Annotated in this window: 16 protein-coding genes; 9 read left to right on the top strand and 7 right to left on the bottom strand. The window is 53.8% G+C overall.

Annotated features, from left to right (window positions below; all coding sequences use genetic code 11):
- Positions 1 to 5: 5 nt before the first annotated feature.
- The 4 genes from ACHZCX_RS08905 to larB form a co-directional block, all read right to left on the bottom strand.
- Entirely contained in the window at positions 6 to 701 is a 696-nt protein-coding gene (locus ACHZCX_RS08905) for an HD domain-containing protein (RefSeq protein WP_319586879.1), read from the bottom strand.
- Positions 698 to 1438 carry a YkgJ family cysteine cluster protein gene (locus tag ACHZCX_RS08900; protein WP_319586878.1) on the bottom strand — a complete coding sequence of 247 codons (741 nt, stop codon included), beginning with the start codon at positions 1436 to 1438 and terminating at the stop codon, positions 698 to 700. The genes ACHZCX_RS08905 and ACHZCX_RS08900 overlap by 4 nt, the downstream gene beginning before the upstream one ends.
- Positions 1435 to 4002: a protein translocase subunit SecD gene (gene secD, locus ACHZCX_RS08895; RefSeq protein ID WP_319586877.1), complete on the bottom strand. Its 2568-nt coding sequence runs from the start codon at positions 4000 to 4002 to the stop codon at positions 1435 to 1437. The genes ACHZCX_RS08900 and secD overlap by 4 nt, the downstream gene beginning before the upstream one ends.
- A gap of 179 nt (positions 4003 to 4181) precedes the next feature.
- Positions 4182 to 4937 (bottom strand): nickel pincer cofactor biosynthesis protein LarB, encoded by a 756-nt coding sequence (gene larB, locus ACHZCX_RS08890; RefSeq protein ID WP_319586876.1) that lies wholly within the window; start codon positions 4935 to 4937, stop codon positions 4182 to 4184.
- A gap of 143 nt (positions 4938 to 5080) precedes the next feature.
- Here larB and ACHZCX_RS08885 point away from each other — a divergent pair, with 143 nt between their 5' ends.
- Positions 5081 to 6097 carry a hypothetical protein gene (locus ACHZCX_RS08885; RefSeq protein ID WP_319586875.1) on the top strand — a complete coding sequence of 339 codons (1017 nt, stop codon included), beginning with the start codon at positions 5081 to 5083 and terminating at the stop codon, positions 6095 to 6097.
- Complete coding sequence (locus ACHZCX_RS08880) at positions 6084 to 6686, top strand: AAA family ATPase (protein WP_319586874.1); 603 nt, start codon at positions 6084 to 6086, stop codon at positions 6684 to 6686. Before ACHZCX_RS08885 ends, ACHZCX_RS08880 begins: the two co-directional genes overlap by 14 nt.
- A gap of 20 nt (positions 6687 to 6706) precedes the next feature.
- Here ACHZCX_RS08880 and bamD read toward each other — a convergent pair whose 3' ends face one another.
- From bamD to trxA, 3 genes are all read right to left on the bottom strand, one after another.
- Positions 6707 to 7558 carry an outer membrane protein assembly factor BamD gene (bamD, locus tag ACHZCX_RS08875; protein WP_319586873.1) on the bottom strand — a complete coding sequence of 284 codons (852 nt, stop codon included), beginning with the start codon at positions 7556 to 7558 and terminating at the stop codon, positions 6707 to 6709.
- An 11-nt stretch (positions 7559 to 7569) separates the two neighbouring features.
- Complete coding sequence (gene trxB / locus ACHZCX_RS08870; RefSeq protein WP_319586872.1) at positions 7570 to 8529, bottom strand: thioredoxin-disulfide reductase; 960 nt, start codon at positions 8527 to 8529, stop codon at positions 7570 to 7572.
- Between the two features lie 70 nt (positions 8530 to 8599).
- Entirely contained in the window at positions 8600 to 8929 is a 330-nt protein-coding gene (gene trxA / locus ACHZCX_RS08865) for a thioredoxin (protein WP_319586871.1), read from the bottom strand.
- 272 nt (positions 8930 to 9201) lie between these two features.
- Between trxA and hemL the strand changes: the two genes are divergently transcribed.
- The 7 genes from hemL (at position 9202) to rimO (ending at position 14451) form a co-directional block, all read left to right on the top strand.
- On the top strand, positions 9202 to 10491 hold the full coding sequence (gene hemL / locus ACHZCX_RS08860) for a glutamate-1-semialdehyde 2,1-aminomutase (protein ID WP_319586870.1): 1290 nt from the start codon (positions 9202 to 9204) through the stop codon (positions 10489 to 10491).
- Between the two features lie 82 nt (positions 10492 to 10573).
- Positions 10574 to 10801 (top strand): AtpZ/AtpI family protein, encoded by a 228-nt coding sequence (locus tag ACHZCX_RS08855; RefSeq protein ID WP_319586869.1) that lies wholly within the window; start codon positions 10574 to 10576, stop codon positions 10799 to 10801.
- On the top strand, positions 10794 to 11234 hold the full coding sequence (locus tag ACHZCX_RS08850) for an ATP synthase subunit I (protein ID WP_319586868.1): 441 nt from the start codon (positions 10794 to 10796) through the stop codon (positions 11232 to 11234). The genes ACHZCX_RS08855 and ACHZCX_RS08850 overlap by 8 nt, the downstream gene beginning before the upstream one ends.
- 14 nt (positions 11235 to 11248) lie before the next feature.
- Entirely contained in the window at positions 11249 to 11971 is a 723-nt protein-coding gene (gene atpB / locus ACHZCX_RS08845; protein ID WP_319586867.1) for a F0F1 ATP synthase subunit A, read from the top strand.
- 72 nt (positions 11972 to 12043) lie between these two features.
- Positions 12044 to 12304 carry an ATP synthase F0 subunit C gene (gene atpE, locus ACHZCX_RS08840; RefSeq protein WP_319586866.1) on the top strand — a complete coding sequence of 87 codons (261 nt, stop codon included), beginning with the start codon at positions 12044 to 12046 and terminating at the stop codon, positions 12302 to 12304.
- Between the two features lie 78 nt (positions 12305 to 12382).
- Positions 12383 to 13099 carry a nucleoside phosphorylase gene (locus ACHZCX_RS08835; protein ID WP_319586865.1) on the top strand — a complete coding sequence of 239 codons (717 nt, stop codon included), beginning with the start codon at positions 12383 to 12385 and terminating at the stop codon, positions 13097 to 13099.
- On the top strand, positions 13096 to 14451 hold the full coding sequence (gene rimO / locus ACHZCX_RS08830) for a 30S ribosomal protein S12 methylthiotransferase RimO (protein WP_319586864.1): 1356 nt from the start codon (positions 13096 to 13098) through the stop codon (positions 14449 to 14451). Before ACHZCX_RS08835 ends, rimO begins: the two co-directional genes overlap by 4 nt.
- The last annotated feature ends 5 nt before the right edge of the window (positions 14452 to 14456 follow it).

The following is a 14456-nucleotide window of genomic DNA, read 5'->3' as shown; positions in this document are numbered from 1 at the left end:
GGGATTCACGGCAACATGCCGCTGGTTTCTCTGGTAAGTTGGTCAAAAAAAGTTTGCATGAACGCATGTCGCTGTTCCGCCAATTCGCGCCCAGCCGGGGTGAGCATTTGTTCGCGAACTTTCGACATTTTGACCCGGAACTCCCGGTAGGCCGTGTCCTCGAGCGAATAAGGCGAGGTGTCGGTGGGATCCTGCTCAGGGTTGTGAAGGCGGGCGCCGATCTGGCCGGCAAAGAGAAAGGCCCGACCAATACCTATAGCCCCAATGGAATCGAGCTTGTCGGCGTCGTAAAGAATTTCAGCCTCCAGCGATGCGGGTCGCCTGCCGCTACGGAAGCGGTGGGTGCGGATGCAATGGCAAATTGCCTCAATTTCAAATTCCTGATACTCCAATTCGCGCAACAAGGGCACTGCCATTTCCGCCCCCCGCCGGGCATGGCAGATCAGCCCACGGCTGAGACTCTCTTCCTTGCGGCCGATATCATGGAGAAGAGCGGCGGGCGTAAGGACCCTCAACTCTGCGCCCATCTGCCGACCAATGGTCAAAGCATTCTGCAGGACCCGTTCGCTATGATCGGGACCGTGCGAGCCGCCTTCGGTCACACAAAAAGAATGACAGATCTCTTTGAGCCGTTTCAGGAGCTCGACGGCTATGGGGCTGGGGGTGCTCATCGGCAGGGGCTTGCCACGTTTTTCGGTCACTCGCCGAAAAACTCCTGCAGCAGCCAGCGCACGCCGAGCAGCAACAGTTCTTCGTCATCACCGGCCAGTCCCTGCAATTGCGCAGGCGTCAATGGTCGTTGCAGGGCAATGCGGCCGTCCGCCATTTGTCGACGGAACTGATCCAGGTCATACAAGGCCAGTATGTATTGGTCGAGCTGTTGCCGCGAGGGCCGGAAGGTTCGGCTTTGGATATTCGGATGCTGCAACAGCGGCAGTAAGGCATCATTGAAGCGGTTGTAGACCTCCAGCCCCTGGTCAAGCAGATACGCTCGCATCGTCTGCTGGCCACCTTCGGCAAATCCCTGGCAATGCGATTCCCGCAGAAGTATCAGCGATTCAGCCGGAGTGTCACCCTCACCTCTTGCCGCCCCTCGACCCACCGGATAGGCTCGGCAGCTTCCAGGGCGGTCGGTATACACGAAGCAGCCTTGTTCGTTGACAAACACACAGGATGCCCGGCTATCGTCCACCATGGTTAAATAGCAGGTGGGAAACAACTGTTCCTCATCCCATTCGATAATCACATACTGCTCAAGAAACTGACCGGAGGTGAGCTGCAGCTGCCGTTTCAAGCGGAGAACATCATAGGGCGTCAGGGCCAAATCCAACTCCCGACAGCATTCAGTGAAACAGGGGACCCCTGGATGGCAGGCAAAGGTAAACTGCTGGTCAGCGGTGACGGGCTGAAAATGTTCCGGTAAATTGTCAGCGGTCACGGATTGGTTCTCCACTTAATTGCGAGAAGCGGGCTGGCGACAAAAATAGAGGAAAAGGAACCAAACAGCAAGCCCAGCAATAGGGCGAACGAAAAGTCATGAATGGCCGCCCCGCCAAAGAAAAAGAGAGCGGCAACCGTAAAAAAGACCGTGAGTACGGTAATGATCGAGCGGGCTAATACCTGGTTGGTGGAGTTGTTGATATTCTCGTACAGACTGAGAGATTCGTCTTTCTGCATGTTTTCCCGGATACGATCAAAAATGACCACCGTATCATTCAGGGAATAACCGGCTAGGGTGAGCAGAGCGGTGATAGTCAATAAGGTCATCTCCTTGTCGAGCAGCCAGAAAATGCCAAGAACAGCGAGGACGTCGTGGAAGGTTGCTGCTGCCGCAGCCAGACCAAATCTGAAGTCGAAACGGAGTGCCAGGTACAGCATTACCCCGATCATGGAAATAATGATCGATATGATCGCCTTGCTGCGAAGATCAGCAGAGGTTGATGATCCAATCTCTGATTTGCTTTCCAGGGAAAATTTTTTGTCGGCTTGTTCCTTGTGAAGCACCGAGGTGATCTGTTCGTCTATGTTCCCAACCTTTTCTTCAGATTTTTTGATCTTGACGATGAGTCGATTTTCACCGGTTACCTCTTGGAGCTCGACCCCCGGGTGGCCATTGTTCTGCAAAGCGGTGCGAACCTCATCAAGGGCAAAAGGTTTCTCCGCTTTATATTGCAGCAGTGCACCTCCGGAAAAATCGACCCCCATATTGGCATGGCCCCGTAATATCTGAACAAAAGCGATAATTCCGAGGATTGCAAAGCACGCGGAGACAGCAAAAGCTATTTTTCTGACCCGCATGAAATTGAAATTCGATTTATTGACCAAGTGAAAAAAATTGAGTTTTTTCAGCTTTTTGAAATTGAAAAGGATATCGTAAACGATCGGGCAGCAAAAAAGAACGGTGAAGAGATTTATCATCAAACCCAAGGAAAGCGTGATGGCAAAACCTTTGATGGGACCTGTCCCGAAAAGAAAAAGGGCCAGTGCTGTTATCAAAGTGGCTACGTGGCCATCGAAGATACTCCAGAAGGCCCTATTGAAACCAGCCTCAACTCCAGCTCGCACTGATTTGCCGAGGGCAAATTCATCGCGCATTCGTTCATAAACCAGAACGTTGGCGTCAACAGCCATACCGATGGACAGGATAATACCGGCAATACCGGGGAGAGTCAGGGTCGCACCAAAGAGGGCAAGTCCAACGAAAAGAAGGAAAATATTCAATACCATGGCCATATTGGCTATGACGCCGGAAAGTCGGTAATAAATCGCCATAAAAACGACAACCATCAAGGTGCCAAACAGACCGGAATAAATTCCTTTGTCGATTGAATCCTGGCCGAGGCTAGCGCCAACGGTCAGGTTCTGGACGACATCGACCGGAGCCGGCAGGGCGCCGACTCGAAGCACGATGGCCAGATCCGTAGCATCATTATGGGTGAAGCTGCCGGAGATCTGGGCACTGCCGCCAAGGATTTTATCCTTGATCACCGGGGCCGAGCGGACAATTTCGTCCAGGACGATGGCCAGCCGTTTACCGACATTTTTTTCGGTGAGCGCGGCAAAGACCTGGCCGCCACGAGAGGTCAGGTCAAGGCTGACATAGGGTTCGTTAAAGGTGCCGCCGATGCGGACCTGGGCATTTTTGACCATCTCGCCGGTCATCAGCACCGGGTTTTCAAGAAGGATGGGCACTCTGGACTCTTTTTTGGTTTTATTGTCGACAATCTTCTCGAAATAAATTTCAGCCCCCTGGGGCAGCCTGTTTTGCAGGGCCAGATTCAGTTGTTTTCTGCTCTCGCCATCGCGCCATTGCCCAGCCTTGCTCACCTCGTCGATCAACTGCGCCAGGTTGATTCCGGGCGCCTCGGCCACCATTTTGAACTCGAGTTGCGCGGTCTCGCCGATGAGTTTCATAGCCCGTTGCGGGTCCTTGACGCCGGGAAGTTGGACCACAATCTGGTTTTCCCCCTGACGCAGAACGATCGGCTCAGCCACTCCGAATTGATCGATCCGGTTGCGGATGATTTCAAGGGATTGGCTGACCGCATTTTTCTTGATGAAGTCAATCTCGTCACCCTTGAGTTGCAGGGTGATGCGGGGAAAGGTGCCGGCTTCGGCCTGCACCTGGCTGTCGAGGTTGGGGAATCGTTCCGTCAGGATCTGTTTGACCGTATCGATGGCGCCGGTGTTGGGTAGGGTAAACAGGATTTTCTTCAGGCTACCGGATTCCATCCGCACGGCATTGATGTTTTTTTCCGTCAGGGCTGCCTTGAAATCCGAGGCCGAGAGATCCAGGGAGTTCTCCGCTGCTTTGTCCAGGTCGACCTGCAGGACGATATGCATGCCGCCTTGAAGATCGAGGCCCAGTTTCAGCCCGGCGGGTGCCATGTATTTTTTCCACCAGTCCGGCAGGTCGTGATACAGGGAAGGGGTGAGGGCCAGTCCGGAAAAGAAAAGCAGAAAGAGCACGAGCCCGATTTTTAGCTTTAAGGTTGAATTCATTGACAAAGTACCTGTGGCTGGATGAGAGAGGGAGAGTGACTCCGATTGTGTAAAACGGAAAGATTATACGTCGATACACCGCTTCCTGCAATGATGCTATGGAATTATTCCGGTAAAAAGGTTCGGTTCTCATGACAGCGAGAACGTACAAGCATAGGAAGGGGGGCGGTAGAGATTGTTCAGGTTTTTCGGTTAATGGCTGCGGCCATGCAGGCTGCCCCGAATCCGTTGTCAATATTAACCACCGCCAGCCCGGGAGAACAACTGTTGAGCATGCCCAGCAGGGCGGAATACCCGCCTGCGCCAACGCCATAACCAATGCTGGTCGGCACCCCGATGACCGGTGCTCCGGTTAGGCCGGCCACCACCGAGGGAAGGGCACCTTCCATGCCTGCGGCGACAATAATCACCCGGCCTTGTTGCAGCAGGGCCGAATGGGCAAGGATACGATGGATGCCGGCAACTCCGGCATCATAGATGGTGGCGACGGAGTGTCCGAATAACTCAAGGGTAATGCGCGCTTCTTCCGCCACCGGCAGGTCGGAGGTGCCGGCGGTGACGATGACCACGGTCCCCTGGCCGCTGTCGGCGGGAATGTGCTGATCGTTACCGGTCAGGATACGTGCTGTATGGTGGTAGGTCAGTGCTGGCAGGCGGGCGAGGACTGCATCCGCCTTCTCCGGAGCGACCCGGGTGGCTAGAACCACCGACGAGGTTCGCAGCATGGCCGTGAGGATTTCGGTGAGCTGGTCAACAGTTTTGGTCTCACCGAACACCGCCTCGGGCAGACCAGTGCGGATGGTGCGATGATGGTCGATCCGGGCAGATTCCAGGACCTCCACCGGCCATCGGCGGAGCAGGTCAAGGGCCTGGCTGACATCCAAGGTGCCGGTACGGACTTGCAGTAAAAGTGCTGTGAGCGATTGTTCATTCATATAAAGGGGTTCCCTGAGTTGGCCGGAGATTCTACCATGGCAAAAACGGCGCGTAAACAGTTTACGCTCCTGTTCCATTCTGTTAAATTGCCGCCAACTATCATTACAACCGAGCTGCCCGGCGCAGCAGGAGATCTCATCCCATGGCCAACGACAATCTTCCCCTCTTTCTCCAGGCACTCCTGAAACCGGAGTGTTACGATCATTCCGCACCTGAGATAAAGCTGGTGCAGACACATATTTCTTCGGTGATTCTGGCCGGTGAATTCGTCTATAAATTTAAAAAACCAATGAACTTCGGGTTCCTTGATTTTTCCGATCTGGAAAAGCGGCGCGTTTGCTGTGAGCAGGAAGTACTCCTCAATCGTAGGCTGTGCCCTGACATCTACCTCGGCATGGTCGAGGTTACCCTCGAGCCGGATGGGCATTATGCCTTGAACGGGAAGGGAGCGGTAGTGGAGTATGGGGTCAAGATGGTGAGAATGCCAGAAGAGCGGATGATGGTCCATTTGATTCGTTCGGGCGAGCTGGGTACAGAACATGTGGATGCGCTGGTGACGGTATTGGCTGATTTTTACCGGCGGGCCGATGGTGGCGCCGAGATTGCCCGGTTCGGCACAGCCGCCGCAGTCGGCGTCAATGTTCTGGAGAATTTCGACCAGACCCAGGGCTTTATTGGCCAAGGGGCCCTGAGCCAAGAGCAGTTTGATTGCATCTCCGCCTACGCCCGGTCATTCCTCGAGAAGGAAGCGTTGTTCCAGCAGCGGATCGATGGCGGGTACATTCGCGACTGCCATGGCGACCTCTATTCCTCCAATATTTGTCTGGCCGAGAAGGTTTATATTTACGACTGCATCGAATTCAATCAGCGCTTCCGTTATTGCGATGTGGCCAGTGACGTCGCCTTTTTGGCCATGGACCTCGATTTTTATGGCTTGGATCCTTTGGCCGCCCGGTTTATCGACACCTTTGTGCAAACAACCGTGGACTCTGGGTTGCTGGAGATGCTGAACTTTTACAAATGCTACCGCGCCTATGTTCGCGGTAAAATCGGCCTGTTTACCGCGGCCGATCCGGCGGTCGACCCGCCAGTACGGACCACCAGTCTCGAAAATGCCGCGAGGTATTTTCTTTTGGCCCAGCGATATGCCAACAAATGAAATCAACCTTGGGGAGTCGGTGACCGGGAAAATCATAGTGGTTTTTTTCGGGATGACCGCGTCGGGAAAATCAACCCTTGGTAAGGCTTGGGCCGACTTTTGCCGGGCTACTTATTACAATACCGACCGGGTCCGCAAGGAACTGGCCGGTTTGCAGGCTGTTGAAAAGCGCCCGGATGGCGTTGGGCAGGGAATTTACACTGCAGCGTTCACCGAGAAGACCTACGAGGCCATGCTTGATCTCGCTCGGCAGGATTTTTCTCGGGATGTGAAGATGGTCGTACTGGACGGCTCGTACAGCAGGCGGGCTGACCGGGATAGGGTACGATCTATGACTGCGGGGATGGGGGTGAGGTGTGTCTTTATCTTCTGCACCTGTTCAGAGAAGGAGGTGCAGCGAAGGCTTGAACTGAGAGCTCGGGATCCGGAAGCTGTATCCGATGGCCGCTGGGAAATCTATCTACACCAGAAGCAAACCTTTGAAAGACCGGATACCAGAATTGAAGACGATTGCCTCTGGCTGAACACGGAGCAAGCTATTGCGGCGACGCTGCAATGGCTGGCGGCCCAGCCTTGTTTGCAAGGTTGAGCCGCCCGTACAATTATTTTCTACTCTTTTGTTTTGGTGTCGCTCTGGCTGCTGTCGGTATTCGGTGTTGCCACCGGTTTTTCAACGGGTGCAGCCTCTTCTTTTCTGTCCGCTGGGGCCTTGGTCATAAATTCCGGCAACCACCGGTTCATCCCCCACGTTGGTTTGTTTCCCGCCTCCAGGTGATCGAGCAGGGCCTTGGCTTGAGGCGCCAGGTTCGAGTCGGGATACCTGGCCAGCAGATATTTGAGCCGGTGCTTTGCCTCGTCATAGCGGGCAGCCCGCACATAAAAAACCGCGACCAGATACTCATGGTTGACTATGAATTCCTTGGAATCATTAATTTTTGTCTTTGCTTCCTTGGCATAGGGCGATTGGGGATAGGCGTTGATCAGGCGAGTGAACGATTTGATCGCCTCCTGGGGACCGGAGATATCGCGGTCGATGCGATCGGAGCGGCTATAGTCGCACATGCCGATCTGGAATAATACATAGGGAATGGCCTCGTTGGTGGGGTGATGTTCCTCGAAAGCTTTATAAAGGGTCTTGGCCTCGGCGTATTGTTTGTTGTAATAGTGGGCGTCGGCCGCTTTCAGTTCCGCCAGCATAGCTTGGGCGCTGAACGGGTGTTCGTCGAGAATAAGTTTGAAATTTTTAACGGCCTCGCTGTAGTCACCGACGTTGTAGGCGTCCATCCCCTGGACAATCAGGGTTTCGGGAGGGAGTGATTTGGGGTCTTCGTCTTCGCCGAAGCTGAATTTGTTGAACATGCCGCTGAAGGTCGAGCAGCCTGACAGGGTGGTGGCGGCCACGATGAGCAGGGCCAGCACAAGATGCTTGTAGCCATAAAGAGACGATGTGTTACGGGGCATGGTAGGAACCTCTATTCGCTACAGTTGAGGGGTTGATCCGGCGCCTGATTGCCGAGGTAATGCTCGACGGACAACTCGGCGACAGCACCTTCTCCGGCGGCATTCACAATCTGCCGGGATCGTTTGCTGCGGATGTCGCCGGCTGCATAGACACCGGGGATGGAGGTGGCCATCTCGTCATCGGTAATGATGAAGCCGCTGTCATCCGTACGCAGCTGAGCTAAGGGAAGGATCTCGTTGTTGGGGGCAATGCCGATGAAAATGAAAATACCCGTCACCTTCAGGATTGATTCATCGCCTTTATGGTGCCTGAGGAGGAGCTCTTCGACGCCGTTCTTGCCGCCTCTGACCTCCAGCACCTGGGTATTCCAGAGAAAATCGATTTTCTGATTGCAAAAGGCTTTTTCCTGGAGGATTTTGGTGGCGCGCAATTCGCCGCGACGGTGAATGATGGTGACCTTCGAGGCAAATTTAGTCAGATGCAGAGCATCCTGGATGGCGGTGTTGCCGCCCCCAACAACGGCTATTTCCTGGTTCCGGTAAAAGGGGCCGTCGCAGGTGGCGCAGTAGGAGACGCCTCGACCGGTGAATTCGTACTCACCGGGAGTGCCCAGTTTGCGCGGCTTGGCGCCGGTGCAGAGGATAATGGTTTTCGCGGTGAGGATTTCCCCATTTTCCAGGGTAACCGATTTGACGTTTCCAAACAGATCCAGGGAGGTGATAGGGGTGAATTTTTTTTCCAGGCCAAATCGATCGGCATGGGCGGTCATCTTGTCCATCAGGTCAAATCCGGAAATGCCTTCAACAAATCCCGGATAGTTGTCAACCCAGTCGGTTACCAGGACTTGACCGCCGGTGGCACCTTTTTCAATGAGGACGACTTTGAGGCGCCCGCGGGCGGCATACAGGCCGGCCGTTAGGCCCGCCGGGCCAGCGCCGACGATGATCAGTTGATACTGTGCCTGTTGCATGGTGACTACCGCCAAAAAGAAGGCACGGTTCTTTGCAGGGCGCAAAAAACCGTGCCGGAAAGCAAGACTGTCAGATGGCTTTTTTGATGAGATCCTGTAATTGCGACTTGCCCACGGCGCCGGTGATCTGGTCGACCACCTCTCCGCCCTTGAACAGGATGAGGGTGGGGATGGCCCGGATGCCAAATTTTCCAGGTGTGGCAGGGTTATCGTCCACATTCATCTTGGTGATAACCACCTTGCCGTCGAATTCCGCAGCCAGCTCATCAATAACTGGTCCGATAGCCTTGCAGGGCCCGCACCATGGTGCCCAGAAATCAACTAAACAGGGAAGGGCATTGCCGATTACTTTGCTTTCGAATTCACTGTCGGAAATGTGGATTACCTTGTCACTTGCCATCTCTTTCTTCTCCTTTTGGATAGCCGTCGAAATAAAAGCTGAGTAAAAAAATAATGAATTTTCGATGGTTATGTAATAGTGATTTGCATTGTCGGCCATTCTACCTTGCACACCTGATGGTGACAAGAAAAAATTGCTTTCTTTGGGGGTTCTGACCAAACCGCCTGCCTTTCATGTCTTTTTGGTTTTGACATTGGAAAAAAACCCGTGCTATATAGGACAGTCCTTTTTCAGCAATCATACATTTAACGGCAACCAACATAGGGAGCCCGATGAAGACCGATCAATCAGCCCAGCTTTTTACCCAGGCGAGAGCACTTATTCCAGGTGGTGTCAATTCACCGGTCAGGGCCTGCCGCGCCGTTGGCTGCGATCCCCTGTTTGTGCGCAAGGCCTCGGGATGCATGATCACCGATGTCGACGGCAACGAGTTTATCGATTTTGTCGGCTCTTGGGGGCCGATGATCCTTGGGCATGCTCACCCGGAGGTGGTGGAGGCAATTCGCCGCACCGCGATGGACGGGACCAGTTTCGGCGCCCCGTCTCCCCTGGAAGTGGAACTGGCAGCCATGGTCTGCGAGGCGGTGTCTTCGATCGAGAAGGTGCGGTTCGTCAACTCAGGCACCGAGGCGACAATGAGCGCCATCCGGCTGGCCCGGGGATACACCGGGCGCAAGGTAGTGGTGAAGTTCGACGGCTGCTATCACGGGCATGCGGATTCTTTTCTGGTGAAAGCGGGCTCAGGGGTTATTACTCTGGGCATACCCGGCAGCCCCGGGGTTCCCGATGAAATCGTCAAAAACACTGTGTCTATCCCTTATAATAATGAAGGGATCCTCGAGCAGACTCTGCGGGATGTTGCCCTTGACATAGCCTGCGTCATTGTGGAGCCCGTGGCTGGGAACATGGGCGTGGTGGTGCCGGATCGGAATTTCCTTGTCAAGTTGCGTGAGCTGACCCGTGAACTCGGTATTGTTTTGATATTTGATGAGGTCATTACGGGGTTTCGACTCGCTTTGGGAGGAGCGCAGGAACGCTTCGGCATCCTGCCGGACCTGACTTGTCTCGGCAAGATCATAGGGGGCGGTTTGCCTGTCGGTGCCTACGGGGGAAAGCGGGAGATCATGGAATTGATCGCACCCGATGGTCCCGTCTACCAGGCCGGGACGCTTTCGGGCAATCCTCTGGCCATGGCTGCGGGGCTGGCCATGCTGAAGGTCGTTAATCGGCCGGGTTTTTATGCCGACCTGGAGGAGAAAAGCGCGTGGTATGGCGCTGAAATGGAAAAAATCGTGGCAGCGTCGCCGGTACCGGCAAGTATCAACCGAATCGGTTCGATGATGACCTGCTTCTTTACACCGGGTCCGGTCACGGATTACGAGTCCGCCCTGCGTGCCGATACAGCACGCTATGGACAGCACTATCGGCAGATGCTCGCCGGGGGGATCTGGTTGGCTCCCTCCCAGTTTGAGGCGGCATTTTTGTCTGCTGCCCATGATCGGGAACACTTGAAAAAAGCCCTGAGCGTGACTGAATCGTCATTCAAAAAATTGATAGATTAATTAAAAAAATATTGCGTTTGCCGGTGGTGCATGCTACCAGTAGCAGCTATTGTCACGTCCGGCTAATGAGGTAAAGGAAGCGATGTCGGAAGACCGCAGAGAAATGTTCAGGCAGTTGGCGGTCTACAGTCAAGCAGGCATGTCTTTTGTCTTTTCCATTCTCATTGGATTTGGCATGGGCTGGGCGCTTGACAATAAGGTTTTTGCCGGAAAAACAGCTCCGTATCTTACTTTTATCTTTTTAGGATTCGGTATTTTGGCCGGATTTAAAGGACTCTGGGAGTTGACCAGGAAGATTCAAGATGAATGAGCAAGGCGCACCAGCGAGCGCTCTATCCAGCGAAAGCGATGCAGCCGTGGTCCGGCATGTAATCCTGTTCAGTCTGCTCTTGCTGGGCGTGCTCGTGGCAGGGAGCTATGCTGTTTACGGTGAGTCCTTGGCCTGTTCGATTCTGATCGGCGGTTTGCTGGTCAATGGCAGCTTTTGGTTGCTGAAGAAGGACGCCCAACGGTTGATGCAGCGGCTCAGTGAGGCCGATGGATCAAGGGACAACATTGAGAAAACCCGATTCTTTCTCAGGTCGTTTGCCCGGTTGCTGGTCCTTGGTTTGCTGTTATTCGTGCTGGCTTCACAGGTAACGATCAATGTGATCGGGCTTACCTTGGGGTTTGCTACGGTCATGGTCAGTGTTGTTATTATCGGCTTGAGCGCGGGAAGGTGCTCGGTGCCGAGCAAAGCTTGAGGAGAGTGCAGGTCATGGAACATCCGATATTATTTATTTCTCTGATTCTACAAGCGTTAGGATTGCCGGTTCCCCATACCCCGATCGGGAACGGCCTCCTGGAAAAGATATGTGAACCGTACATGACCTACACCTGGATGGTTATGGCCTTTCTTATCATCGTGCCCAAGCTAACCATGGGAAAGCTGGAGATGGTTCCTGGGAGCGGCCAGAATTTCTGGGAAGTGATGGTTGGCGGGTTGATGGATTTTTGTGCCGAGAATTTGGGTGAAAAGGGCGCCAAAATGCTCTTTCCGATGATGGCCACATTCTTTTTCTATATCCTTCTTGCCAATATAATCGGGCTTATTCCCGGGTTCATGTCGCCCACTTCGAGCCTGAACATCACCATGGCCATGACCATCATTGTCTGGGTGACCCATCATGTGTTGGGATTCAAATATCACGGATTGCGCTACTACAAGCATTTCATGGGACCTAGCAAGGTGCTGGCGCCGTTCATGTTCCTGCTTGAGGTGATCAGTAATTTTGCCCGGCTGATTTCACTCTCCATGCGTCTTTTCGGTAATATTCTCGCCAAAGAAGTCCTGCTGGGCGTGCTCTTCATGCTGGCCGGCGCTTTTTTTGCACCGTTGCCTATTCTTTGCCTGGGTGTCCTGGTTTCGGTGATTCAGGCCGTGGTTTTTGTTCTGCTGTCCCTGCTGTACTGTGCAGGCGCGATGGAACACGCACATTGATAGATTTTTAAAGTTCCGTTTAACGGAGAAGAAGGCCAACTTCATATAACTTAAGTACGGAGGAACACAACAATGGATAAACTTAGTCTTGCTCTGATTTGTATCGGCGCTGCTCTCAGCATCGGTCTTGCCGGCTTTGGCGCTGGCATTGGTATGGGTAACGGTTTGCGCGGCGCTTGCGAGGGCGTTGCCCGCAACCCAGAAGCAAAGGGCGCTATCACCACCACCATGATTCTTGGTATGGCTCTTTGCGAGTCCATCGCCATTTATGGTTTGGTTATTGCCTTTATTCTGCTCTATGCCAACCCCTTCAAGGCTGCGCTCGGACTGTAATTCCAGCCGAAAACAGGGATACTTCCCGACAAAGGGCTGCGGTGTTGCCGCAGCCCTTTTTTATTGCTATTCTGCACCATGTCTACCTGCATTATAAATCCAATAAAGAGCAAGGGCGAACCAGACCTGCCCGCAACCGGCATTTTGGCGGTTAATCCTTCCGACAGCTCCGGTTTTACCGGGTTGGCTAGCCAGTTCGGCTTGAAAAAACACATATTTTTCAATGCTCAATTGTACAGCAATTCCACTTTTTTTCTTGCGGGCCCGGCTGTGGGTGCACCTATGGCCGTGATTTGCCTTGAAAAAATGATCGCTTTGGGCGCTTCTCGGATTATCGTTTACGGTTGGTGCGGGGCATTAAACCCGTCTCTGAGTGTGGGTGAGCTGTTTGTACCGACAACGGGACTGAGCGAAGAGGGGACAAGCACCCATTATCAGTCGCAGAATACGGGGAGTGGCGATTTCCTGCGTCTGCAGCTTGTTGACGCCTTGACCCGCGAAGGGTATCAACCGAAACAAGGGCCGATTTGGACAACGGATGCCGTTTATCGTGAAACTCGAGAAAAGGTGGAACGATACAGCGACCAAGGTATCCTAGCTGTCGATATGGAGTACACGGCCCTCTGTTCCGTCGCTGCCTTTCGGCGAATCAACCTCGCGGCTGCCATGCTGGTTTCCGATGAATTGTTTCACCGGGAATGGGCGCCCCGCTTTCAATTCAAAAAATTTCGTACCGATTCAAGGCGCGTGCTCGAAAAGCTCTGCGCCATACTTCATACCGTTGAGATCTCATGAAAACCCTGTATATGGTGAGTTTGGGATGCCCCAAAAATCTTGTTGATTCCGAGGTCATGCTCGCGACTTTAGAGCAGGGTGGATATACAGTGGTGGAAGAGGTCGACCAGGCGTCGGTTGTGTTGATCAACACCTGCGGCTTCATCCGTCCCGCCGTGGAAGAGGCGATCGACACAATCCTGGAGCTAGGGGCCTGCAAGGAGGATAATCCGCACCAACTCCTGGTGGTCACCGGCTGCATGGTTCAACGCTACGGCAACGAGTTGGTGGCGGAGTTGCCTGAGGTTGACCTTTTTGTCGGTCTCGACGATTTTCCGCGCATCAACCAACTGATCGAAAGCATTGCATCTGAGCAACGGGTTGTCACCATACCAGGGGCCGCCACCTATCTCATGGATAGCTCGGTTCCGCGAAGAATTACCACCCCTTTTTTCCGCTCCTACCTGAAGATTACCGAAGGTTGCGACAACCGGTGCGCCTACTGCATGATCCCTTCCATTCGTGGACGGCTTCGCAGCCGGACTCCTGCCGACCTGATTGCCGAGGCCATCCGTCTGGAACAATCCGGCGTAAAGGAACTTTCCTTGATTGCCCAGGATCTGACTGCCTACGGGCGGGATTTGGACCTGGGGGCGCCTGTCAACCTAGTGACCCTGTTGGAATCGCTTCTCGAAAACACTGCAATACCCTGGTTGCGTCTTCTTTACGCTTATCCCGCCAGCGTCACTGATGATCTTCTGCAATTGATGGCACAACAGCCGCGTATCCTCCCCTACCTGGATATCCCCTTTCAGCATGCCAGCGATAGGGTGCTGCAATTGATGAACCGTCACTATCGCCAGGCCACGCTTGATGATCTGGTTCACCGAATCAGGACCCATGTTCCCGAATGCGCCATTCGCACAACCATGCTTATCGGCTTTCCCGGTGAAACCGAGGAGGATGTGGCACTCTTAGTGGACTCCCTGAAGGTATGGGAGCTTGATCATGTCGGTGTCTTCCAGTATCAAGAAGAGGAGGGCAGCCTGGCTGCCGGCTTGCCGCAGAAGGTGACGGACGACGAGAAGGAGGCTCGCTACCAAAGGGTGATGGAGGCACAAGCTGTCATCAGCGAGCAGCGTCAGAAACGGTTTGTCGGCCGGGTAGAGCAGGTGTTGATCGAGGGTGTCAGCGGAGAGAGCGATTTGCTGCTTGAGGGGCGCACTCGGCTTCAGGCCGCGGAAATCGATGGGTGTGTATATATCACATCAGGGGAGGTGAACCCCGGTGATATTGTCTCTGTACAAATCACCGAGGCGCACACCTACGATCTAGTCGGCGAGGTCATTGAAGGGGGGCAGAAGGAGGACTGAATATC

Source organism: uncultured Desulfobulbus sp. (genome assembly GCF_963662935.2).
Classification (GTDB): Bacteria; Desulfobacterota; Desulfobulbia; order Desulfobulbales; family Desulfobulbaceae; genus Desulfobulbus.
The sequence above is the reverse complement of the archived record's forward strand: the minus strand, read 5'-3'. Positions and strand labels throughout refer to the sequence as shown.